Raw genomic sequence first — 21,059 nt, 5'->3', positions numbered from 1 at the left:
AAACGCCGTCAGCATATCCCTCTCTATCTCATATTCTCTTGTCAAAGACCGCTTGAGGCGCTTCCGTTTTCAAGGCCGCGCCGTTTGGTGAGGCGGTTTCTACGTATTTCGGATGGGGCTGTCAACGCGCCGGTTTCAGGATTGAAAATCGGCTGACAACTGCCGAAAAACCCAACACGAATCGCAAAACGCCCGATTCTCGTGGGGCAAAATTCGCTCGCCGAGGAAAGAATTTTCTCCTCGGCGCGCCGAGGCCCGCTTTAGGCGCAAAAACTCGCAAGCGCTGGCCAAAGCCCATGGCCGGAGAACGCGCAGCTGGCGGACGCAGGCGCGGCGCGTTCTCATTCTTCCGTCACTATGAGAGATTCAATTTTGGAATGCGGCGACCTTCGATTCGTTCGTCCATCCAGACCTGCACGCGACTCACAACTGGATGCAGATTAAAGCCAATTCAGGCACACGAGGCACATGGCGCAGCGCACACGGCGTGCCGGGGCGCCAAAATGCTTCACCGAATCAAAACACCCGGTTTATTTTGGAACGGGCAAACATGCCTAAAAATCCCCAAAAGACGGGAATCTTACCCCCGCCCGGCGGCTTCGCGATACTCGATGAACCATGACGCGAAACGTCGAATTCCATCCGCCAGATCGGTCTTGGGCTCCCACCCAACAAGGTCCCGTATCCTGTCGATCGACGCCCAGGTCGATTCCACATCGGCCGCCGGCCGATCCATGACCTGAATATTCGTCTTCCGCCCAAGGGAGTCTTCCAGCAGGCTGACCATGGTCCGGACCGCTGTCGGCTGGCTGTTGCCGACGTTCAGCAACCGAGCGGCGCATCCGTCCGGCGGAGCCTCCAGAACCGCAAGCACCGCGTCAACGACATCGTCAATATAGGTGAAATCGCGCGCCAGAGCCGGACCATCGTAAAGCGTCAGACTCTCGCCGCGCATGATCGCCTCGGCGAACTTGAAATACGCCATATCCGGACGCCCCCACGGCCCATAGACCGTGAAGAACCGCAGACCAGTCTGCGGTATGCCATACAGATACTGATAACAATCCGAAGCCAGTTCGCCTGCTCGCTTCGTGGCGGCGTAGAATGACCCCGGATGGTCCACCCTGTCGCTCTCTCGAAACGGCATGGCCTCGTTCCGACCGTAGACGGAAGACGAAGACGCGTAGACGAAATGCCGCAGCTTCGGGAGGCGACGCGCAAACTCAAGCAGCGTCACATGCCCAAGGATGTTGGCTTTCACGAAGGCGAACGGGTCCTCCATCGAGTACCGCACGCCCGCCTGCGCCGCCAGATGAAGGATTTCCGTAAATTCCTCCGGATTTCCAAGAACATCGGAGGAAAACGTCTCCTGCTCAGCGATGTCGCATTGGCGGAACGTGAAGCCGTCATGTTCGGTCAATCGCGCAAGGCGACGCCGTTTCAACTGCGGGTCGTAGTAGTCGTTGAGGTTATCGACCCCGACCACACGCACGCCCCGTGCAAGCAGCGCCTTACAAACATGAGCGCCAATGAAGCCGGCGGCGCCGGTCACCAGAATCGTCACTAAAGAACCTCGCCCTTCCGCCGCTTACTCGCCGCTACGTCAGCCGACGCGTTTGGCCCGGGCCGCCCGCGCACGCAAGCGCAACCTGCAAACGCCAACATGGCGGCGGGTCGCCAGGTCTCAGTGGGCAGAGCGCAAAACCTCATGATATTTTACGATTTCCCGCCAAGTGCAGCCGCCTCGATACGGTCGCCGACGGAAATGCCTTCCTTGGCGGTCACGCCCCCCTGAAGCTCAAGCGTAGCGACGACCGGGCCATGGCTGCTGATATGCGCGAGGCTTCTGGGCACAGCGTTCTCGGCGATCGCCTGAATGCGGTGATCCGCGCCGATGAACACGATGTCCAGAGACGCCAGCGTATTCTCCATCCACATGTCGCTTTGCTGTGGATACGGCCAGACGAACAACATGCCGCGATCAGCCGGCACGGTCGGGCGGAACATTTCGCCCACCTGCTGCTGGCGCGGCGTTTTCGCCAGTTCGACCGAGAACAAGTGCTGTCCGTTTGCCGACACGATCGTCAGCGGCTGACGGGGCAGTTCCGGCTGGGCCTCAGTGGGTTCGCCAGTCTCGGCAGCCTGCCCAGAGACCGCCAGTCCCGATAACGCCAGCGCCCCAATGAGCACGGCTACCCCCCGGAATGGCGAGGAAAACAGGGACAGACGAAGATGGGACATTATGACACGCGTCCTGATGCTGCCGGAAACTCGGCGTAAGGCCAGAAATTAGGAAACCAGACATATCCCGACATCCGGCGCGTAGGGAAGGCGTGACCGGAAAGGCCACGCCAGACCGGCGCTGAATGATTCACTGCAGAAACGGGTTTTCCGCGCGTTCAGCCCTGACGGTCGTCGGCGCGCCGTGCCCTGGCAGCACCAGAACGTCGTCGCCCAACGGAAGAATTTTCGTCCGTACGCCCTGCACCAGCGTCGGCCCGTCGCCATACGGAAAATCCGTGCGCCCGATCGTGCCCCTGAAGAGCGTATCGCCCGCAAAAAGCACACGATCCTGCGGTTCGAAGAACACCACATGCCCCGGCGTATGTCCGGGCACGTGCAGCACTTCGTAGCTCCGCCCCAAAAGCGGCAGGACATCGCCATCCTGCGTGTACCGATCAGGCGCCACGCTGATCATGCCGGACAATCCGAAGCGCGCGGCGTTCTCCTCAATGCTGGATAGAAGGAACTCGTCCCGCCTGTCCGGCCCTATGACCGGAACCGGGGCGCCCTGCCGTTTCGTCAACGCATCCCGAAGCGCATGCGCACCGCCTGCATGATCAAGGTGTCCATGCGTCAACAATATCGCCTCGACCGTCAGATCATGCGCAGCGACCCGCTCGAGAATGACGTCCTCGTCTCCGCCCGGATCGATCACGAGCGCGTGCCGGGTCTCCCCGTCCCAGACCAGCGAGCAGTTCTGCCGCAACGGCGTCACAGGAATGACCTCGACATCAAGTCTACGCTTCGGATCGCTCATGAATACTCCCCCGGTCGACGCCTGCGGTTCAGGCCGATTTCCAGCCGGTTTCCGGGATATCGAAGTGCGAAGCAAGCTGGCTTTCCGGAATGTTGACCAGATCCTTGACCAGCGTCTTCAAAATCTTCGCCTGAGCCGCCTTCGAAAGATGTTCCCTGATCTCATGCAGCGTCTCCGCCGGCGCCGCGAGAACAAAACCGTCGAAGGCCCCGCCATGCGCCTCCAGCGCGTTGAGGCGGTCCGCCACGACGCGGGCGAACGCGTCCTTCGCCCTGTCTGCAGGCGACGCGCCGGGAGGCGTTACGCCAGGAGTTCCAGCCACCTTGTGCGCGTCAAGCGTCTCGGTCACCGAAAACGCCCCGTCCTTGTGCCGAAGCAGCTTCGCTTTCGCGCCGTCCGCCACGATATAAACGACCTCTCCGTCAAAACTGTTCGTCATGATCACGGTCCTTCATCACAACGCGCCACAAGCGACGCGCGCCGCCCCGGCGTATCGGGGTATGCGGATAGGAAACCCAATCGTGTAGTGCGACAACCCCTGCGAAACGCGCGAGCGGTTCCGCAAATCCAGCGGTGTGCGGACCGTGTATCGGCTGATACAGTCATCTCATGCCCAATCCCTCGACAAACTCCTGGCCCAACGATCCCCTGCTCCACGCCCTGCAGTGGACGCAAGACGGCCATCCCGCCGCAGTCGCTACGGTCATCGGCACATGGGGGAGTTCGCCCCGACCGGTCGGCAGCGTCATGACTATATGCGGCGACGGGCGCGTCGAAGGCTCGGTCAGCGGGGGCTGCGTCGAGGCGGACGTGATTTCGCGCGCCCGGGAGATCATGAACGGATCCCCTCCGGCCGTACTTACGTATGGCGTGTCCAACGAGACCGCGTGGGGCGTAGGGCTGGCCTGCGGCGGACGTCTGGACGTGTTCGTTCAGGCCATCGGGGCGGATGGCTTGGCAAAGGGCGCCTTTCCTGCCGCCGACCTCGAAGCAATCGCTGCGGCGCTACGCGACAGGCGGCCGGTGCGCCTCGCCCGCAAACTCGACGGCGCGCATCAGACGCTCGTCGACGAATCGAACCCGAATAGCCTGCCCGACGACATCCTGCAGGCCCTGATCGAACCACCGCGTTCAGCTTGCGCCCGCGTCACGGACGCTGCCGGCGCGGAATGGTTCCTGCAGACCATCGCGCCGCCGCCGAGGTTGCTGCTCATCGGCGCCGTGCACATCGCACAAGCCCTCGCCCCGATGGCTCGACTGGCAGGATTCACGACAGCCGTCATCGACCCGCGCACCGGACTCGCGACGCCGGAACGCTTTCCCGGCCAGACGTTGCTCACCGACTGGCCAGACGACGCTCTCGACAATGCGCATATCGACCCCACGACGGCTGTCGTCACACTTACGCACGACGCCAAACTCGACGATCCGGCGTTGGCGCGGGCGTTGGTCAGTCCAGCTTTCTATGTCGGGGCTCTGGGCTCGCGGGCGACGCAGTGCTCACGGCTGAAACGTCTCGCAGAGATCGGCGTGCCTGACGACGCTCTGAACCGCTTGCGCGGGCCGGTGGGTCTGGCGATCGGCGCAATCGGCGCGGAAGAGATCGCCCTGTCGATCATGGCGGACATCGTCGCGACCCGCCGAGGGGCGCGCCTTAGTCTGGAACCCGGCTGGTGATTGCGCCGGAGGGACAGATCGTCGCCGCTATTCTCGCGGCGGGACGATCCTCCCGAACAGGCCGCCAACACAAACTTCTGGCGCAAGACGCTCTCGGGCGCGCCATGATCAGCCGGACAGTGGAACGGGTCGTAGCCAGCAATGCCAACGCCGTTCGCCTCTTCGTCGCCCCGGACGGAGATTCTGTCGTCGCATCCGCGCTTTCGGGCTTGCATCTACATCCCACGCGGTTGTCCATCGGAACAGTGCAAGACGCAGCGGAGGGCATGGCCGCGTCCGTAAGGGCCAGCGTTGCATTCGCACGCGATAAAGGCGCCGCCGGACTGTTGATCTGTCTGGGAGACATGCCTCTTGTTCAATCCGAACTCATGGACGCCCTGATAACCGCCTTCCGTCGCTTCGGAGCGGACGCCGTCGTCCCCGTCCATGAGGGGCGGCGCGGCAATCCGACGCTCTGGGCCTCTAGCCAATTCGACGCGTTGTCCAGACTGGAAGGCGATACAGGAGGGCGCGCCATTCTCGACGCTCTGGCGGCGGAGTCCGATAGTTACAGACTGCTTAGAGTTGTCGGCGGCGCCTCGGTTCTGACGGATTTCGATACCCCGGAACGGCTCGCAGCCTTTTCGCGACTGACATGATCTGCGTCTCGGCGTCACCATAAGAATGGTTCGACCTAATACGGGACGAACGATGAATCGCAACGAACGGCCCGAAGGTTAGCGATTGACCTGACCGCGCCAGACCGGAATGTAAGCGGAGTCCGGCCGACGCCCCGCGTCAGGACGAGAATATATCGGAGTCCGACATGAGCAGAATTATCCGCACCGAACCCAACGCCATCCTGTCGAAGGCAGTCGAGTATCACGGCTTCATCTTCACGCAGGGCGTCGTCGCCCGCGACCTTTCACAGGACGCCGCCGCCCAGACCAAAGACATCCTCGACCAGCTCGACGCGATCCTCGAAGAGCATGGCACGGACAAGACCCGCATCCTGCAGGCCCAGATCTGGGTGAAGGACATCGCTGATCGCGAGGCCCTGAACGGCGTATGGAGCGCATGGCTTCCGGAAGGCGGCGCCCCGGCCCGCGCATGCGTGCAGGCGGTTCTGGCGGACCCCCGCATGCTGGTCGAAATCATGCTGACCACAACGAAGTAAGAAACACTGCCGTCGCGTCGTCCTGCGCGACGACGCGACGGCTATCAGCATGCGTTACATGGCAGCTTGCCCCGACCTGTGCCTTTGCAACCAGCCGGGCGCGTAATTGTGGCGTGCGCGCCACAATTCATCATACGACCCGACGACCAACGCGACTCCCCACGTCAATCGCCATAATTCCGTAAATACCAGAGAAACATTGATTTTTGTTGTTTATTTAGGAATTTAATCCTAATTTCCGCGCGCAAACATACGTTAAACGAACAAAATCATCTTCCCGCGTTTTTGCGCCGCCGTGTGACCTTGTCAGGTCAGCATTGCAATTGCTACGGAGAACAGCACGGAAGAAAGCGGGGCGTTTGAGTATGCGAATGGGTTGCTTGGGTCTGTCTCGTCTCCGCATGGCCGCCCTTTCGTTTTTCGTCACGTGTTTCGGACTGGCCGACGGAGCGCACGCTCATGTCCGCCACCCGGTCTCCCATGGCTATCATCACGCAAGACTGGCCGCAGCGCGCTATCACGGCGGTCGGCATTACTACGGTGGCGGCCACGTCATTCAGTGCGTCGCTTTCGCGCGCTCCGCCTCCGACGTCGATCTTTCCGGCAACGCCCGCGACTGGTGGTATAACGCCGAAGGCCGCTACGCTCGCGGATCAGCGCCTGAGCCCGGAAGCGTGCTGAACTTTCGTCCGATTCGCCGTATGCCTCTTGGTCATGTCGCCGTTGTCACGGGCGTGACCAACAGCCGTGTCATCACCATTGACCAGTCCCATTGGGGCCAGAGCGGTGTCAGCCGCAATGTCACCGTCGTCGACGTGTCGCCCGACAATGATTGGTCAGCGGTACGGGTTGCGCTGAATGGCCGAGAGGGAACTTTCGGCTCCATCTACCCGACCTATGGCTTCATTTATGCGCGTGGCGAGAACGAAGCTCCCAGCGCACCGCACATGATGACTGCGAGCGCCGAACCCGCGCAGCTTCCAGCCGGAGCCGCGGTCGAGCAGTATGCGGAAGCGACCGACACAACCGGCACGATCGAAGAGGGCTATGTCTCTCGACACGTGGCGCATTCTACGCGTCGCCGTGCGCACCACACACGGCGCGCTCATCACTAACGTTTTCGCCAATCACGCAGCGACTTACCGGGCGCGCCTCTCTGCGGAGAGCGCGCTTTTTTTATAAGCCCTCGCTTCGTCGCTGCGTAGTAAATCCTCCGTTCTGTTTAAGGTCCCGTCAAAACGTCGCCACTGCCGAATTCCGAGCGTTCAAAGTTTCTTCCGCCTCTCAAACGCGGACATTTGAACCAACACCAACTCCCGGCAAGATAACCTGCTGAAGCGTTTCGCTAAGCCTTTATTCGGCCGAGGCGTCGTCGGAACGCCAGAAATCTCACATCCAGGGACTGTCGATGGAGCTACGCCATCTCCGATATTTCGTCGCGGTTGCGGACCACGGCAGCTTCACCCGCGCCGCCGCAACCTTGCGCATGGAACAACCGCCTCTCAGCCAACAGATTCGGCAGTTCGAGAACGAACTCGGCGTCACCTTGTTTCAACGCCTGACAAGAGGCGTCAAACTCACCGATATCGGCGCCGCTTTGCTACCGCAGGCGCGGGCTGTTCTGGATCTCCAGTGGGATTTTCTAGCGACAGCGCGAGGACTCGCGCGTGGCGACCGGGGGCAACTGCGTGTCGGGCTCGCCGGAGCCGTGCCATTGCTGCCGCTCATTCCGTTGACTATCCGCCGCTTCCGCGAAGCATGGCCGGAGGCGGACGTCTCCTTCGAGGAGAGCAACACCCCTGCCTTGTCGGAAGCGTTGCATGAACGACGAGTCGACGTCGCGATCGTCCGGCCGCCTGTACCCAATGACGCGCAACTGGCCGTCTATCCGCTCTTTGACGAGCCGACTGTCGTCGCTCTGCCAAGCGGCCACGCTCATGCAGCCGCCGGCGCCGTGGGGCTGTCCATGATCGCGTCCGAACCGCTGATCATCTTCCCTCGCGAACTGGGCCCCGGTTTTCACGACGCAATTCTTGCCGCATGCCAGCAGGCGGGATTCACGCCGCGCCTCGGCCAGCAGGCGCCGCAGATCGCGGCGACGGTGCCGTTGGTGGCCGCCGGACTGGGCGTGTCCGTCGTGCCCGCATCGCTATCGCAGATTCACGCAGGCGGCGTGACGTTTCATCCAATCAAGGAACCGGCCCCCAAGGCGGCCCTCGCCATCGCGGTGCTGCGCGGACAACATTCGCCACTGGTCAGCCGTTTCGTCTCCGCATTGCGTGAGGCGAGCGCAGAATGGGCAGAGCATCAGGACGAAAACGTCACGCGCTCCAAAACGGAGACAAAAACAACAGAACCGCACTGAAACCGATCCACGCCGCCACACCCATAGCCATCCACATGACCGCCTTCCGGCTATAATTTCGGAACGTCATGACCACGCCGACAATGACAAGCAGGCTCAACACCGGAAGGGCCATCAGCAGAACTTCGATCCCGGTCAAAATTGGAATGGCGTTGTCCGGCGGATCGTCCCACAGAAAAATGCTGACAAAGAACAGGGGAAGCGACGCCAGAAGTCCGATAACCCCAAACACCATCAACATGGCGAGTCCCACAATGGCGGCGCGCGAGGGGCGGCAGGGCGTAACAGGCGGAGAACGTCGCGTTGCAGGAACAAACGGCCGCGGCGCCGTCAACACGCGCCAGACAGATCGCAAATCGGGCTTCACGCCCTGCGTCCGGGACGTCCGGCCCGGTGGTAAGGATGCCCTGCTGCGATGGCGCGCGCTCGATATAACTGCTCGGCCAGCATGATCCGGACCAGCATATGCGGCCAAGTGAGGCGACCAAAAGACAGCAGCGCGTCCGCCCGCGCTAAGACCGGCGCGTCGAGTCCTTCGGCCCCTCCGATAAGAAAACAGAGGGGACGGCCAAGCTCCAGCCATCCCGACAGCATATCCGAGAACGCCTCGCTGTCCGGCGTCTTGCCATCCTGATCCAGCGCGACGACGAACGCACGATCAGGCAAGGCGGCAAGCAGCGCCTCGCCCTCACGCCGCTTGATTTCGCCCGGCGAGCCTTTTCCATCAGGCAGCTCGACAATACCCAGCGTCGGCGTCAGGCGCTTCAGGTATCGCTCCATGAGCGCTCTGTCGGCCGCGTCTTTCATGCGCCCGATGGCGATAAGCCGCATAAACCTTTCCTCGCAGCGCCATCGCCGCTCCGCATGCTTCCTCGCGCGCGATGGCTTGACCGTCGCTTACAGCGTGGTGACTGCGCCGTCGTCCTGATCGTCCAGCTCAGCGCCCCACATGCGCTCAAGGCCGTAAAGCTCGCGCGCCTCTGCCTTAAAGAGATGGATGACAATGTCGCCCGCGTCGATCAGCACCCAGTCGGAACCGTTCGCGCCCTCGACGAGAATGCGCTTCAAGCCAGCTTCAGTCAGCTTGCGATCGATATGCTGGGACATCGCGCTGATCTGACGGTCCGCAAGGCCGGTTGCAATCACCATACGATCAGCGAACGACGCGCGACCGGTCAGGTCGATGACCACGATATCCTCGCCCTTGTCATCGTCAATACTGTCGACAATGACCTTCAGGTACCGCTCAAGATCCTCAACGGGCGCGTGCGGACGTTTTTTCGTATCCTTGCGCGGGCCAGCTGCGGCGGCCTTCTTGCGGGGCGAACCGGGTGCTTTGACCGCTTCCGCGAGGCGCGCGTCTACCGGCTTGGCACTCGCTTTGGGCGCTCCCGTCTTTGCGGCGGGCTTTGCTGCCGTACGGCGTTTCGGCTCCGTATCAGCGGGAGGCTTCCTGGCGATGACCGTATCTCCTGTCGGGCGGTAGCCCGTTTAAGGGCGTCTCTGGTAAGGCGTGAAACCGGAAAACGTCCACTGCGAGCAGCCTGCCCGCCGCCCCGGCTCGTCCTGATCGCAGAATCTGCAGTCGGGACGAGGCGGAGCGACGCACTAGACCGACGCTCGCGATCGTCTCAGATCTGTTGCCGATATACCGTTTTGCTGGCCGGGAAGAAAAGCCCAGACTGGCGGGGTTTTTTCAGCCAGTGTTCTTACCTGCCCTGAGGGCAGCCGATATCGAGCCAAAACGGAGGCCGTTCGCCCGCGCAACGCCGCCACATTGCTGTGCGGACGCGGCGCCACTGCGATGGGAACGCTGCGCACGAACTCCCGCCACCGGCTCCAGCGAGGAAGCTCTGCAAACACATCGGCGCCCATAAGCCAGACGAAACGCACATGCGGAAACCGGATGCGAAGACGCCTGACGGTATCAAGCGCGTAGCGCGTTCCCAACCTGGCCTCGAGGGCAGTGGCGATGATCGCGGGCGAGTCGACCAGCGCCTGAGCCGAAGCGAGGCGCTCCGCCAGCGGCGCCATACCGCGCGTCGGTTTCAGGGGGTTGCCCGGCGACACCATGAGCCAGACCTGATCAAGTCCGAGGACGCGGATCGCACGGTGCGCGATTTGCGCGTGCCCTTCATGGGCCGGATTAAACGAACCACCCAGCAGCCCGACGCGAAGACGCCGTCCGTCGCCCCAGCGTGGCAACCGATCAACAGAAAACGCCGATGGAACCGGGGCGCTATCATCCCCCGACCCCATGCCAGCGCCGTTTACGCGCCGGTCCGTCAGGAACGAACCTGGCCTGTACCGATGACCTCGTATTTATAGGTCATCAACTGCTCCAGTCCGACCGGGCCGCGCGCATGGACTCGTCCAGTCGCGATGCCAATCTCGGCGCCGAAACCGAACTCCCCGCCGTCGCAGAACTGGGTGGAGGCGTTCCACATCACCACGGCGCTATCGACGCCGTTCATGAACCGCATGGCCGCGGCCTCGTCAGCCGTTACGATGGATTCCGTATGCGCGCTGCCATAATGGGCGATGTGATCCAACGCCGCGTCGACTCCGTCGACCACGGCGATGGACAGGATCGCTCCCAGCCATTCGGTGGCAAAATCCGCCTCGGACGCCGCTGGCAACATGGGCACGATCTCTCGCGCGCGGGCGTCAGCACGGAAATCACACCCAAGCGCCGAAAGGTCTTCGACAATCTGCGGCAGCAGCGACGGCGCGATGGCCGCGTCGATCAGGAGGGTTTCGGTCGAACCACAGATTCCTGTGCGACGCATCTTCGCGTTGGCGACAATTTTGCGCGCCATCTGCGATTCAGCGCCCGAGTGAATGTAGGTGTGACAGAGACCTTCAGCATGTGCGAGCACCGGCACACGGGCTTCGTTCTGCACACGCTCGACGAGAGACTTGCCACCGCGCGGGATCAGCAGGTCTATCAGGCCCGCCGCGCTCATCATATCGGCGACATGGCGACGGTCGGCGCTGGGTGCGACCTGCACCGCCGCTTCCGGCAGTCCGGCGGCGCGCAGCCCCTCGACCATGGCGGCGTGAATCGCCTCGGCGCTGTAAAAACTCTCTGAACCGCCACGCAGGATGATGGCGTTACCCGATTTGATCGCAAGCCCTGCCGCATCGGCGCCGACATTCGGACGGCTTTCATAGATGACGCCGATCACCCCTACGGGCGTCGCCACCCGACGAATCTTGAGGCCGTTGGGTCGCGTCCACTCGGCCAGCACGCGCCCGAGAGGATCAGGCAGATCCGCCATGTCCTCCAGACCACGCGCCATCGCCTCGATGCGCTCTTCCGTAAGAATCAGACGGTCACGAAAAGACTCCGTACCGGAATACGTCTCCAGATCCCGGGCATTAGCCGCAAGGATTTCGTCCTTGCGCTCGCGCAGCGCTGCGGAGGCCGCCCACAACGCCTTGTCGCGCACGGAAGTTGGGCTTTGCGCCAGGTCCCGGGCCGCGCGCCGCGCTTCGCGGGCCATCGCCGCGATCGCGTTCGTTTCGCTGGTCTCCGCCTTCATGCTGGCGCTCATCCCGGTAACCCCATCCTTCCCTGACTTTTGGCGCACATCGCGTCCACATCTTCAATGCGCACCCGGTGACAGGGGGCGCGTTCGACAAACTCTTAAACGTTGAAGCGGAACAGCAGCACGTCTCCGTCCTGAACCACATAGTCGCGGCCTTCGATGCGCATCTTGCCCGCTTCCTTGGCCCCTGCCTCACCGTTGTATTTCACATAGTCGTCATAGGCCACTGTCTCGCACGCAATGAAGCCGCGCTCGAAATCGTTATGGATGACGGCGGCCGCCTGCGGAGCCTTCGTGCCAGCGGTGATTGTCCAGGCCCTCGTTTCCTTGGGGCCGACCGTAAAATACGTACGAAGGCCGAGCAGGCCGTAGCCCGCCGCGATCACGCGGTCGAGCCCGCTGTCGCTCAGGCCGAGGCCATCGAGGAACTCCTTGCGGTCTTCCTCTCCGAGCTGACTGACCTCCGCCTCGATTGCGGCGGAGACGATCACGCAGGCAGCGCCCTCGGCTGCCGCGCGCGCCTGCACCGCAGCGGAAAACGCGTTACCCGTCGCGGCCGACGCTTCCTCGACGTTGCAGACATAAAGCACGGGCTTGGTGGTCATCAGCTGCAGTCGCGACGCAGCCGCCTCCTGCCCCGCCGGGATCGCCGTTCGCGCAGGGCGACCTTCGCGCAGAACCTCGATCATCGGCTCCATCAGCGCGACCTGCGCCTGAGCCTCCCGATCGTTACCGCGCGCCTTCTTTTGCAGGGCGACAATACGCTTCTCCAGCGAGTCGAGGTCCGCCAGCATCAGTTCGGTTTCGATGATCTCAGCGTCGCGGACCGGATCGACTCCGCCCTCCACGTGCGTCACGTCATCATCCTCGAAGCAACGCAGAACGTGAATGATCGCGTCGACTTCACGAATATTGGCGAGGAACTGGTTGCCCAGGCCTTCACCGCGCGAGGCGCCGCGCACAAGACCCGCGATGTCGACGAACTCAAGACTGGTCGGCAGGATTTTCTGCGATTTGCCGATCTTCGCCAGCGCGTCCAGACGTGGATCCGGCACTGCGACGCGACCAACATTGGGTTCGATCGTGCAAAACGGATAATTTGCCGCCTGAGCTGACGCCGTCGCCGTCAAAGCATTGAAAAGCGTGGACTTGCCGACATTGGGCAGCCCGACGATACCGCAGTTGAAGCCCATCAGTCCCTCATCCCTGTCTTGCGCGCCCGGTCTTGCCCGGGTTCCGCCTTGCCCTGATTCATCGTGCCTTGTTTCGTCTTACCGGACTCCGCCGGATCGTCAGTTTTGCCGCCAGTCAGCAACGCGACCTTTGTCATGAACTGCTCCGGCTCGCCCCCTGCCAGAAGCGGCGCGGCGTTCGCCACAGCCTCGAGAAGCGTCGCAAGCGCAGGCTGCTCGGCTTTCGCGAAATCGCCAAGCACCCAGCCGTGAACACGCTCCCTTGAACCGGGGTGACCTATTCCAAGACGTACGCGCCAGTAATCGGGCGCGCCAAGCTGTCGGTCGGTCGAACGCAGGCCGTTGTGCCCCGCCGCGCCGCCGCCACGCTTCACACGCACCTTGCCCGGCGCGAGATCAAGTTCATCATGAAAAACGGATATCGCGTCAGGAGAGATCTTATAAAACGTGGCGGCTTCCCGCACGCTGTCGCCCGATGCGTTCATATAGGTCATCGGCTTGAGCAACAGCACTTTGGCGTCGCCTACGCGACCCTCCGCGACTTCGCCACGAAACCGCTTCCGCCACGGGGAGAACCCGAAGCGCGAGGCGATCTCGTCGACGGCCATAAAGCCGATGTTATGGCGTTGGCGGCTCATGGACGGTTCGGGGTTGCCGAGTCCTACCCAGAGCTGAATCGCCGGCAGCATGTTTTTTGTCCCGAAACCGGAGGCGGCGAGCCGCCTGTGGTCCGCGGGCCTCCCTGGAGCGAAGCACGATCGACTTTAGTAGCGCGACCGTGCAAAAGCGCTCTTGCAACAACAATCTGAAGCGGTTGCGGCCGGTGACCCAGTCGCAACCTGCCTCAGATCTTCGCTCAGGCCTCGGCGGCCGCAGACTCTTCCGCGTCAACCGTTGGCGGAGCGACGGTCGCAATGACAAAGTTCGGCAACTGCAGAACCGGCGTGACGCCTTCCGTGCCCTTCAGATCGTCCCAGCGCACGTTGTCGTGGATGTCCAGCGCCGAGATGTCGACGGTGAACGCCTCCGGGATGTTCTCCGGATCGGCGTAGACTTCGACCGTGTGACGCACGACGTTCAGCACGCCGCCGCGCTTCACGCCCGGAGCCTTGTCTTCGCCCGTGATGTGCACGACCACTTCCACATGCACCTTCTCGCCAGCGGCGAGACGCTGGAAGTCCACATGCAGCGGCGCGTCGGTGACCGGGTGGAACTGGATGTCGCGCATAAGCCCGCGCTCCGTCACATCCCCGGCCTTGATTTCATACAGACGCGAACGCCAGCCAGCCTTGTTCAGCTCGCGCATGATGATGCGCGGATCGATGGCGATAAGTGTCGCCTCTTTCTTCGCGCCATACACAACGGCGGGCACCAGCCCGGCGCGCCTCGTCGCGCGCGCCGCCCCCTTACCAGCCTCCGCGCGCGTCGAAGCCTCGATTGTCGTCAATTTAGCCACTTTAAGCTCCCGAATACGAAAACACGCCAGCCTCCAGGGGTGCCGACGCGAGGCGGGTCGTGTAGCGGAAAAGCGGAGCAGAAGCAATCACGCCGTGACGCAGCCTCCTGCGGCGTCGGTTCTCCTCGGCTCTCGTCCGACGTCAACCAGTTTAAAGCAACGTCAGTATCCGCCGCCGTAACTCTGGTAGCCGGATGGATAACCAGCATTCGAATATCCTTGAGGGTAGCCATACCCTCCGTAACCTTGAGGATAGCCGCCCTGTTGCTGAGGAGATGAGCCATATTGCTGATTGGGCTGGTAATAGCCCGGTTGAGACTGCGGATAGCCGCGATAGCCGGAAGCACGTGCAGGCGTCGTCAACGCGCCCGTTCCAGCGCCAAGAACGCCGCCAGCCAGCGCCCCTATGGCGGCGCCCCGCCCTCCGCCAGCCAGCGCTCCGATCGCGGCGCCCGCGCCGCCGCCAAGCAGCCCGCCGCCGAGGGCCCGCTGTCCCGGATTGTACGGATCGGTGCAGCCCGCGAGCAACGTGATCAGCCCGATCCCTCCAATCAGCGATGCATTTTGCAGTAACTTCATGATCAATCACCTGAATGAGATCGAGAAAAACGTCTGGCCGCCCCATCGTCCGGAAAGCAGCGACCAGTCGCTCCGGCGCCACGGACCGCATCTCTTACAAATCGACATACGGGACCGCCGTTTTGCTCGACTCCACCAAAACCCATATCGGATCAAGCCTGACAGGGCGCGTGGATGGAGCCGAGGTTACCTTATACTAAATGTGGATCAGTACCCGTTGCGATAGTTCGAGTTCGGTCGGCTCGGCGTCGTCGCAGCGCCGCCAGCCGCGCCCACGGCGCCACCAGCCAGCGCGCCAATAGCAGCCCCACGGCCGCCGCCCGCAATCGCACCGATCGCGGCCCCGCCGCCAGCTCCGATAAGCGCTCCGGACCCTGCGCGGGCGCCCGGATCGTACGGATCGCCGCAACCTGCCAGAAGCGCGGTGAAGACCAGGCCGACCGCGAGCAGCGGGCGCAAGTGGCGCCCAAATTTCGATCCGGATGACGTTTCTGTTTTGTTCGTAATCATCATGTAATCTCTCTTTTTATTTAGAACTGACCCCGCCATTTCAATGACCTCATAAAGAACCTCGAAGGTTGGCGTCATTACGGAGCTATGTATCCGGCACGCATAGAAACGGTTTCCGAAGTCCACGGTTCTCTGGTGGCGACTTCACGACGCCACGAATGCTGTCCGGCCACACAACTCCGGTTCCGGCGAGAAGAATCACCCTCGATCCGCGCCGCCTCAAGGCGGGCTGATGGCCGAAATGTGGCGGGCGCTCACGAATTATCTCTCCTACGCGCGATTCTCTCCTTAGGCCCTTGCGGCCCGGAGGCTGCGTCGCTAAGCCCTCGGACCACCCCTGCGGACCGGACCGAATGATCAATCGCTGCGTCCGGCAGGGCCATGCGATCGAAACGCGCTGTTTTTGCGCGCCTTAAATCTTGCGCGCTCGTCACGCTGGCCAGGAGTTGTGAATGTTCTCTCGCCTGCTGGGTCTCATGTCCGCCGACATGGCCATCGACCTCGGCACCGCCAACACCCTGGTTTACGTCAAGGGACGCGGCATCGTGCTTAACGAGCCCTCGGTCGTCGCCATTGCGGAGTCACGCGGCAAGAAACAGGTGCTCGCGGTCGGTGAGGAAGCGAAGCTGATGGTCGGGCGTACGCCGGGCAACATCACCGCCATTCGACCAATGCGCGACGGCGTCATCGCCGATTTCGAAGTCGCCGAGGAAATGATCAAGCATTTCATTCGGCGCGTTCACAATCGTCGCGCTTTCGCAAGCCCGCAGGTCATCATCTGCGTGCCGTCGGGATCGACGGCCGTTGAACGGCGCGCGATTCAGGAAAGCGCCGAGAGCGCTGGCGCCCGTCGGGTTTTCCTGATCGAGGAGCCAATGGCTGCGGCCATCGGCGCCGGGCTTCCGGTCACGGAGCCGTCCGGCAGCATGATCGTCGACATCGGCGGCGGCACGACCGAAGTCGCCGTGATCTCTCTTGGCGGGATTGTCTACGCGCGTTCGGTTCGTGTCGGCGGCGACAAGATGGACGACGCCATTATCTCTTATATCCGCCGCAGTCATAATCTGCTGATCGGCGAAAGCTCGGCCGAGCGGATCAAGATCAGCCTGGGCTCAGCAATGATGCCCGACGACCCGAACGACCCCGGCCCTTGGCAGCACGTCAAGGGGCGCGACCTGATCAATGGCGTCCCGAGAGAGGTCATCGTCTCGCAGGCGCAAATCGCTGAAAGCCTCGCGGAGCCGGTTTCCCAGATCGTCGACGCAGTCAACACGGCACTTGAGAACACGCCGCCGGAGCTGGCCGCGGACATCGTCGACAAGGGCATAGTGCTTACCGGCGGCGGCGCTCTGCTTTATCGCCTCGACGAGGTTTTGCGACTGTCGACCGGACTGCCTGTTACGGTCGGAGAAGACGCCCTGTCCTGCGTCGCTTTGGGAACCGGACGCGCTCTGGAAGAGATGAAGCGACTGCGCGACGTTCTGACGACGATGTATTAACGAAAAATAGTCATGCATCCTCGGCGTCTACCTGTCAGTATGGCGCTCTGCTTCGCGACTTCGACACAGTCGACATGAACGCGAATACAGGGAGGCTGCATGAAATCTTCACCCACAGGCGTGAGGACGATGCAATGAGGCTGGGCTGGCGCCCTGGGACGATGGAGACGACGCTGAACCTCCTCCGCCTGATTTCCGAAACAGCGCTCGCCGCCCGTAACTTCTGGGCGGAGGAGCGCCCGGCGCCATGATTCCCGTCTCCATTCAGGCTCGCCAGGCGCTCGACAAGCTTCTCCTGCCGTTCATGCTGCTTATTGCGATCGGGGTCATCTTGCTGGGTCAGGCGGACCGCAGCCTCACGCACGCGGCTCGCATGCTGGTCGCGGACGTGCTGTCGCCGATCTGGTCACTGGTCGCTGAACCGGGCGAACGGGTCGCGGCGGCGGTCTCTGAAGTGCGGGGCATCAGCCATCTGGCGGAGGAAAACGCCAGTCTGCGCGCAGAGAACGAGACTCTTCGGGGATGGTATGACGTCGCGGTATCGCTGACCCAGGAAAATCAGACGTTAAAGAGCAACTTGCGCTGGATGCCCGACCCGGTCCCTTCCTTTGTCACCGGCCGCGTTATCGCTGACGCGGGCGGGCTGTACTCCCATGCCGTGCTGATTGGCGCAGGGCCTCAGAACGGCGTGCATGTTGGCAACGTAGCGCTTGCGGCGGACGGATTTGCGGGACGCGTCACCGAAACCGGCCAACGATCGGCGCGCATTCTTCTGATTAACGACCTGTCGAGTCGCATTCCCGTCACGCTGGAAGCCAGCCACGGCTCCGCTATAATGACGGGGGACAACTCTTCATCGCCGCGATTGATGTATTACGCTCAGGACAACCACCCGATTGAAGGCGAGCGAGTCGTCACCAGCGGACAGGCCAATCTGTTGCCTGCGGGCCTGCCCATTGGCGTCGTCCACTATGCCCGGCCAGGTCAACCGGTGGTCACGCCTTACGCGCGGCTGGATCACCTCAGCATCCTGCGTGTTTTCGACTTCGAAGTCGCCTCTATCGACGCGCCCGACGCGCCCGGGAGGGTGCCGCTCGCTCCCTTGCATGCCGGCGCCGGTCCGAACGGCGCCCTCCCCGGTACGGGCCCTCGGGATGGCGATGCTGGCGACGGAACCACATTAAGCGGGGCCACCCTTGGCGGCGTCATTGGCATTCGGCCGCAGCATGAGCGAGATGAAAAGTCGACTCCAAAGGAGAGCAACCAGGCCGACGATGCGGACGAACCGCAGGATGGCGGCGGCATGGCGCCCGCACGGCAGGAAGTGAATCCGGGGGCTCAGGTTCCTGGCGCACCAGCTGCGGATCCATCTCTTTCAGGCCGCAAGAGGGTGCAAAATCCGATTCCGGCCTATCCGCCGCCATTTACGGAACGCGGATGAGGGATCGCTGTGATGGCCTCCGATCCCCCGCAACAGCGTCAGCAAGGGTTGCGCGCGCGCCCCTCTCTCGCGCTACGTCTCGACAGATTCGCCGCCCGAATGGCTCCCGGCGGCGTCACGGCAGTCCTGATCGCGCTGCTCTCCGCGCCTACCGGCTTGCCGGGCGCAACTGCGCTTCTGCCTGGCGTCGTCATGTCGCTGGTATTTTTCTGGTCGGTCTGGCGTCCGGACGCGATGCCCGCGCCTATGGTCCTGCTGCTCGGCCTTTTCATGGATCTTATCGGCTTCGCGCCTCCGGGCGTGAACGCGTTCGTGCTGCTGTTGCTGCACGGGGTCGCGGCGCATCTTCGCTTCGGACTGATGCGCCTCAGCTTTCTCGTGATCTGGCTGGTGTTCGCAGTGTTGGCAGCGCTCGCCTGTGGTCTGGACTGGCTTATGGTTTCGACGCTGTCGCTCCAGCCAATGCCTTCCGCACCCGCAATCTTCGAGACCATGCTTGCCGTCGGCGTCTATCCCCCGTTGTCGGCGTTAAGTTCGCGCGCGCATCGGCTATTATCGCATCCGGATCCGCACGCATGACAACTGGTGAAGACACAGTTTTGCGCCATGCGATCCACGCGACAGGGAGGCGCACCGTATGAAGTTGCGCCGCCGCAAGGAACCGAAGCGCCTCATGCCGATCCGCGACCCGAAGGATCCGGGCAGCGGAGTCTTCACGCGCCGCGCGCTTCTGCTTATGGCTGCTCAGACCGCAGCCCTCGGCGTGCTCGGACGCAGACTCTATGACTTACAGATTCGCGACGGCGATCATTTCGCGAAGTTGGCCGACAACAATCGTATCAGCAAGCGGTTGCTTGCGCCGCCACGCGGGCTGATCGTCGATCGTTATGGCGTCGCGATCGCCGCCAACAAGACCAATTGGCGTGCCCTGCTGCTGCCGGAAGAAACTACGGACGTGCAGGGCACGATCGACCGTTTCTCGACCCTTGTTCCACTTGACGAACGGGATCGCGCGCGCGTCGCGCGCGAAATGCGTCACAAGCGCAAGTTCGTGCCAGTCATGCTGCGGGACTTCCTGTCCTGGGACGACATGGCGCGGATCGAGCTGAATTCGCCGGGATTGCCGGGCGTACTGATCGACGTCGGCACGACCCGGTTCTATCCGTACGGATCTCTGCTGGCGCATACCGTTGGCTACGTGGCGCCGCCCAATGAACAGGATGTCGCGAAGTCCGCCCTGCTGGCGCTTCCCGGCATGCGCATGGGCCGGGCGGGCGTCGAGCAGAGTCAGGACGACCTCCTGCGAGGCGAATCCGGGTCGGTGCAAATGGAGGTCAACGCCGTCGGGCGCGTAATGGCGGAACTCGACCGCGTCGAGGGCACGCCGGGCGATCAGATCTCCCTGTCGCTCGACGTCGGGTTGCAGCAGGCGGTTCTGGGGCGCATTGGCGACCAGGTTGCTTCCGCTGTGGTCATGGACTGCCGCAATGGCGAAGTCGTGGCCATGGTCAGCAACCCGTCTTTCGATCCTTCCCTGTTCGACAGCGGCGTCAGCCGCGCGCAATGGGCGGAATGGACCAGCAATGAACGTACGCCCCTGATCAACAAGGCCGTGGCGGGCGTCTACCCACCCGGATCGACGTTCAAACCGGCGGTGGCCATGGCGGCGCTCAGCTCCGGGGCCATCAGCGCGACTGACCGCTTTTTCTGCCCGGGGCACTTCGACATGGGCGGCGCGCGCTTCCATTGCTGGGCGAAGTACGGCCACGGGTCGCTCGACCTGCATCAGGCGCTGAAATTCTCTTGCGACGTTTATTTCTATGAAGTCGCGCACCGTATCGGCATGGAAAAAATAGCCGAGTCCGCGCACGCGTTTGGCCTGGGCACGGAACTGGGCATCGAATTGCCGCACCAGCGCGAGGGGCTTATCCCGACGCCCGAATGGCGTAGACGTCACGGCCATCACTGGAACGGCGGCGACACAGTCGTGAGCGGAATCGGACAAGGCTTTGTGCAGGTCACGCCGCTGCAGCTCGCCACGTATACCTCGCGCATCGCCACCGGACGCGCCGTTGAACCGCATCTTGTCCGAGCGGTGAACGGGTCGGTGGGCGCGAAAGCGGAACCGACGAATTGGCCCGCACTCGACATGGATCCCAAGTTTCTCGACGCCCTGCGCGGCGGCATGTTCGCTGTTGTGAACGAGCCGCATGGCACGGCGCCCAAGGCGCGGCTGGACATTCCCGGCGTGCAGATGGCGGGCAAGACCGGCTCGGCGCAGGTGCGGCGCGTCTCTCGCGCGCTTCGCGAAAGCGGCCACTTCAATTCGGCGAGTCTGCCTTGGGAGTACCGGCCGCACGCCCTTTTCATCTGCTTCGCGCCCTTTGACGCGCCCCGCTATGCGGTTTCGGTGGTGATCGAACACGGGAACGCGGGCGCAGACGCAGCCGCTCCGCTGGCGCGCGACATAATGACCGACGCGCTGACCCGTGATCCGGTCAACCACCGCATACCACCCGGCCAGACGGTCGCGGACGCGGAGTAACGACTATGGTGTTGCCGGTGAAGCCCACAAGCGGGCTCGCCAACCGT

General features: G+C 62.8%; 24 protein-coding genes. 10 read left to right on the top strand and 14 right to left on the bottom strand.

Annotated features, from left to right (window positions below; all coding sequences use genetic code 11):
• Window positions 1–580: 580 nt before the first annotated feature.
• The 4 genes from HK28_RS07870 to HK28_RS07855 form a co-directional block, all read right to left on the bottom strand.
• Window positions 581–1,564, bottom strand: a complete 984-nt coding sequence (locus HK28_RS07870) for an SDR family NAD(P)-dependent oxidoreductase (RefSeq protein WP_086644051.1) — start codon at window positions 1,562–1,564, stop codon at window positions 581–583.
• 152 nt (window positions 1,565–1,716) lie between these two features.
• Entirely contained in the window at window positions 1,717–2,241 is a 525-nt protein-coding gene (locus tag HK28_RS07865) for a DUF192 domain-containing protein (protein WP_086644050.1), read from the bottom strand.
• A gap of 130 nt (window positions 2,242–2,371) precedes the next feature.
• Window positions 2,372–3,040, bottom strand: coding sequence for an MBL fold metallo-hydrolase (locus HK28_RS07860; RefSeq protein WP_086644049.1), 669 nt, complete (start codon window positions 3,038–3,040; stop codon window positions 2,372–2,374).
• 28 nt (window positions 3,041–3,068) lie between these two features.
• A complete protein-coding gene (locus tag HK28_RS07855) occupies window positions 3,069–3,479 on the bottom strand; it encodes a host attachment protein (RefSeq protein ID WP_086644048.1) in 411 nt (136 codons plus the stop codon).
• Between the two features lie 170 nt (window positions 3,480–3,649).
• Here HK28_RS07855 and HK28_RS07850 point away from each other — a divergent pair, with 170 nt between their 5' ends.
• From HK28_RS07850 to HK28_RS07830, 5 genes are all read left to right on the top strand, one after another.
• Window positions 3,650–4,717 carry an XdhC family protein gene (locus tag HK28_RS07850; RefSeq protein WP_086644047.1) on the top strand — a complete coding sequence of 356 codons (1,068 nt, stop codon included), beginning with the start codon at window positions 3,650–3,652 and terminating at the stop codon, window positions 4,715–4,717.
• The gene (locus HK28_RS07845; protein ID WP_158093421.1) at window positions 4,714–5,355 is read left to right on the top strand and encodes an NTP transferase domain-containing protein; all 642 of its coding nucleotides are present in this window, start codon (window positions 4,714–4,716) and stop codon (window positions 5,353–5,355) included. Before HK28_RS07850 ends, HK28_RS07845 begins: the two co-directional genes overlap by 4 nt.
• A 167-nt stretch (window positions 5,356–5,522) precedes the next feature.
• Window positions 5,523–5,873: a RidA family protein gene (locus tag HK28_RS07840; protein ID WP_086644045.1), complete on the top strand. Its 351-nt coding sequence runs from the start codon at window positions 5,523–5,525 to the stop codon at window positions 5,871–5,873.
• Between the two features lie 401 nt (window positions 5,874–6,274).
• Window positions 6,275–6,988 carry a CHAP domain-containing protein gene (locus tag HK28_RS07835; protein WP_233140421.1) on the top strand — a complete coding sequence of 238 codons (714 nt, stop codon included), beginning with the start codon at window positions 6,275–6,277 and terminating at the stop codon, window positions 6,986–6,988.
• 293 nt (window positions 6,989–7,281) lie between these two features.
• Window positions 7,282–8,238 carry a LysR family transcriptional regulator gene (locus tag HK28_RS07830; protein WP_086644043.1) on the top strand — a complete coding sequence of 319 codons (957 nt, stop codon included), beginning with the start codon at window positions 7,282–7,284 and terminating at the stop codon, window positions 8,236–8,238.
• Here HK28_RS07830 and HK28_RS07825 read toward each other — a convergent pair.
• The 10 genes from HK28_RS07825 to HK28_RS07780 form a co-directional block, all read right to left on the bottom strand.
• Window positions 8,195–8,605 (bottom strand): hypothetical protein, encoded by a 411-nt coding sequence (locus HK28_RS07825; protein ID WP_086644042.1) that lies wholly within the window; start codon window positions 8,603–8,605, stop codon window positions 8,195–8,197. The genes HK28_RS07830 and HK28_RS07825 overlap by 44 nt on opposite strands.
• Entirely contained in the window at window positions 8,602–9,069 is a 468-nt protein-coding gene (locus HK28_RS07820; RefSeq protein ID WP_086644041.1) for a 23S rRNA (pseudouridine(1915)-N(3))-methyltransferase RlmH, read from the bottom strand. Before HK28_RS07820 ends, HK28_RS07825 begins: the two co-directional genes overlap by 4 nt.
• 66 nt (window positions 9,070–9,135) lie before the next feature.
• Entirely contained in the window at window positions 9,136–9,699 is a 564-nt protein-coding gene (rsfS, locus tag HK28_RS07815; protein ID WP_086644040.1) for a ribosome silencing factor, read from the bottom strand.
• Window positions 9,700–9,846: 147 nt separating this feature from the next.
• Window positions 9,847–10,497 carry a nicotinate-nucleotide adenylyltransferase gene (locus HK28_RS07810; RefSeq protein ID WP_086644039.1) on the bottom strand — a complete coding sequence of 217 codons (651 nt, stop codon included), beginning with the start codon at window positions 10,495–10,497 and terminating at the stop codon, window positions 9,847–9,849.
• 26 nt (window positions 10,498–10,523) lie between these two features.
• On the bottom strand, window positions 10,524–11,795 hold the full coding sequence (locus HK28_RS07805) for a glutamate-5-semialdehyde dehydrogenase (RefSeq protein ID WP_086644038.1): 1,272 nt from the start codon (window positions 11,793–11,795) through the stop codon (window positions 10,524–10,526).
• Between the two features lie 92 nt (window positions 11,796–11,887).
• Window positions 11,888–12,982 carry a redox-regulated ATPase YchF gene (gene ychF / locus HK28_RS07800; RefSeq protein ID WP_086644037.1) on the bottom strand — a complete coding sequence of 365 codons (1,095 nt, stop codon included), beginning with the start codon at window positions 12,980–12,982 and terminating at the stop codon, window positions 11,888–11,890.
• A complete protein-coding gene (pth, locus tag HK28_RS07795; RefSeq protein ID WP_086644055.1) occupies window positions 12,982–13,659 on the bottom strand; it encodes an aminoacyl-tRNA hydrolase in 678 nt (225 codons plus the stop codon). The genes ychF and pth overlap by 1 nt, the downstream gene beginning before the upstream one ends.
• A gap of 179 nt (window positions 13,660–13,838) precedes the next feature.
• Window positions 13,839–14,438 (bottom strand): 50S ribosomal protein L25/general stress protein Ctc, encoded by a 600-nt coding sequence (locus HK28_RS07790; protein ID WP_086644036.1) that lies wholly within the window; start codon window positions 14,436–14,438, stop codon window positions 13,839–13,841.
• A 162-nt stretch (window positions 14,439–14,600) separates the two neighbouring features.
• Window positions 14,601–15,017, bottom strand: coding sequence for a hypothetical protein (locus HK28_RS07785; RefSeq protein ID WP_143217361.1), 417 nt, complete (start codon window positions 15,015–15,017; stop codon window positions 14,601–14,603).
• Window positions 15,018–15,224: 207 nt separating this feature from the next.
• Entirely contained in the window at window positions 15,225–15,527 is a 303-nt protein-coding gene (locus tag HK28_RS07780) for a hypothetical protein (protein ID WP_143217362.1), read from the bottom strand.
• Between the two features lie 452 nt (window positions 15,528–15,979).
• On the opposite strand from HK28_RS07780, the gene HK28_RS07775 reads away from it, so the two are divergent.
• From HK28_RS07775 to mrdA, 5 genes are all read left to right on the top strand, one after another.
• Window positions 15,980–17,026 carry a rod shape-determining protein gene (locus HK28_RS07775; protein ID WP_026398028.1) on the top strand — a complete coding sequence of 349 codons (1,047 nt, stop codon included), beginning with the start codon at window positions 15,980–15,982 and terminating at the stop codon, window positions 17,024–17,026.
• Between the two features lie 74 nt (window positions 17,027–17,100).
• Complete coding sequence (locus tag HK28_RS13980; RefSeq protein WP_158093420.1) at window positions 17,101–17,277, top strand: hypothetical protein; 177 nt, start codon at window positions 17,101–17,103, stop codon at window positions 17,275–17,277.
• Window positions 17,274–18,467 (top strand): rod shape-determining protein MreC, encoded by a 1,194-nt coding sequence (gene mreC / locus HK28_RS07770; RefSeq protein WP_086644035.1) that lies wholly within the window; start codon window positions 17,274–17,276, stop codon window positions 18,465–18,467. The genes HK28_RS13980 and mreC overlap by 4 nt, the downstream gene beginning before the upstream one ends.
• A gap of 12 nt (window positions 18,468–18,479) precedes the next feature.
• Window positions 18,480–19,046, top strand: coding sequence for a rod shape-determining protein MreD (locus HK28_RS07765; RefSeq protein ID WP_086644034.1), 567 nt, complete (start codon window positions 18,480–18,482; stop codon window positions 19,044–19,046).
• 58 nt (window positions 19,047–19,104) lie between these two features.
• Window positions 19,105–21,012: a penicillin-binding protein 2 gene (gene mrdA, locus HK28_RS07760; RefSeq protein WP_086644033.1), complete on the top strand. Its 1,908-nt coding sequence runs from the start codon at window positions 19,105–19,107 to the stop codon at window positions 21,010–21,012.
• The last annotated feature ends 47 nt before the right edge of the window (window positions 21,013–21,059 follow it).

The sequence above is a fragment of the Acetobacter sp. DsW_063 genome (assembly GCF_002153745.1).
Lineage (GTDB): Bacteria > Pseudomonadota > Alphaproteobacteria > Acetobacterales > Acetobacteraceae > Acetobacter.
The sequence above is the reverse complement of the archived record's forward strand: the minus strand, read 5'-3'. Positions and strand labels throughout refer to the sequence as shown.

What these genes read in the sequence shown, in the direction of transcription:
- HK28_RS07865 (WP_086644050.1), bottom strand. Translation starts at nt 2,241, where the DNA reads ATGTCCCATCTTCGTCTGTCCCTGTTTTCCTCGCCATTCCGGGGGGTA.
- HK28_RS07860 (WP_086644049.1), bottom strand. Translation starts at nt 3,040, where the DNA reads ATGAGCGATCCGAAGCGTAGACTTGATGTCGAGGTCATTCCTGTGACG.
- HK28_RS07855 (WP_086644048.1), bottom strand. Translation starts at nt 3,479, where the DNA reads ATGACGAACAGTTTTGACGGAGAGGTCGTTTATATCGTGGCGGACGGC.
- HK28_RS07850 (WP_086644047.1), top strand. Translation starts at nt 3,650, where the DNA reads ATGCCCAATCCCTCGACAAACTCCTGGCCCAACGATCCCCTGCTCCAC.
- HK28_RS07840 (WP_086644045.1), top strand. Translation starts at nt 5,523, where the DNA reads ATGAGCAGAATTATCCGCACCGAACCCAACGCCATCCTGTCGAAGGCA.
- HK28_RS07835 (WP_233140421.1), top strand. Translation starts at nt 6,275, where the DNA reads ATGGCCGCCCTTTCGTTTTTCGTCACGTGTTTCGGACTGGCCGACGGA.
- HK28_RS07830 (WP_086644043.1), top strand. Translation starts at nt 7,282, where the DNA reads ATGGAGCTACGCCATCTCCGATATTTCGTCGCGGTTGCGGACCACGGC.
- HK28_RS07820 (WP_086644041.1), bottom strand. Translation starts at nt 9,069, where the DNA reads ATGCGGCTTATCGCCATCGGGCGCATGAAAGACGCGGCCGACAGAGCG.
- HK28_RS07810 (WP_086644039.1), bottom strand. Translation starts at nt 10,497, where the DNA reads ATGGGGTCGGGGGATGATAGCGCCCCGGTTCCATCGGCGTTTTCTGTT.
- HK28_RS07805 (WP_086644038.1), bottom strand. Translation starts at nt 11,795, where the DNA reads ATGAGCGCCAGCATGAAGGCGGAGACCAGCGAAACGAACGCGATCGCG.
- ychF (WP_086644037.1), bottom strand. Translation starts at nt 12,982, where the DNA reads ATGGGCTTCAACTGCGGTATCGTCGGGCTGCCCAATGTCGGCAAGTCC.
- HK28_RS07785 (WP_143217361.1), bottom strand. Translation starts at nt 15,017, where the DNA reads ATGAAGTTACTGCAAAATGCATCGCTGATTGGAGGGATCGGGCTGATC.
- HK28_RS07780 (WP_143217362.1), bottom strand. Translation starts at nt 15,527, where the DNA reads ATGATTACGAACAAAACAGAAACGTCATCCGGATCGAAATTTGGGCGC.
- HK28_RS07775 (WP_026398028.1), top strand. Translation starts at nt 15,980, where the DNA reads ATGTTCTCTCGCCTGCTGGGTCTCATGTCCGCCGACATGGCCATCGAC.
- HK28_RS13980 (WP_158093420.1), top strand. Translation starts at nt 17,101, where the DNA reads ATGAACGCGAATACAGGGAGGCTGCATGAAATCTTCACCCACAGGCGT.
- mreC (WP_086644035.1), top strand. Translation starts at nt 17,274, where the DNA reads ATGATTCCCGTCTCCATTCAGGCTCGCCAGGCGCTCGACAAGCTTCTC.
- HK28_RS07765 (WP_086644034.1), top strand. Translation starts at nt 18,480, where the DNA reads ATGGCCTCCGATCCCCCGCAACAGCGTCAGCAAGGGTTGCGCGCGCGC.
- mrdA (WP_086644033.1), top strand. Translation starts at nt 19,105, where the DNA reads ATGAAGTTGCGCCGCCGCAAGGAACCGAAGCGCCTCATGCCGATCCGC.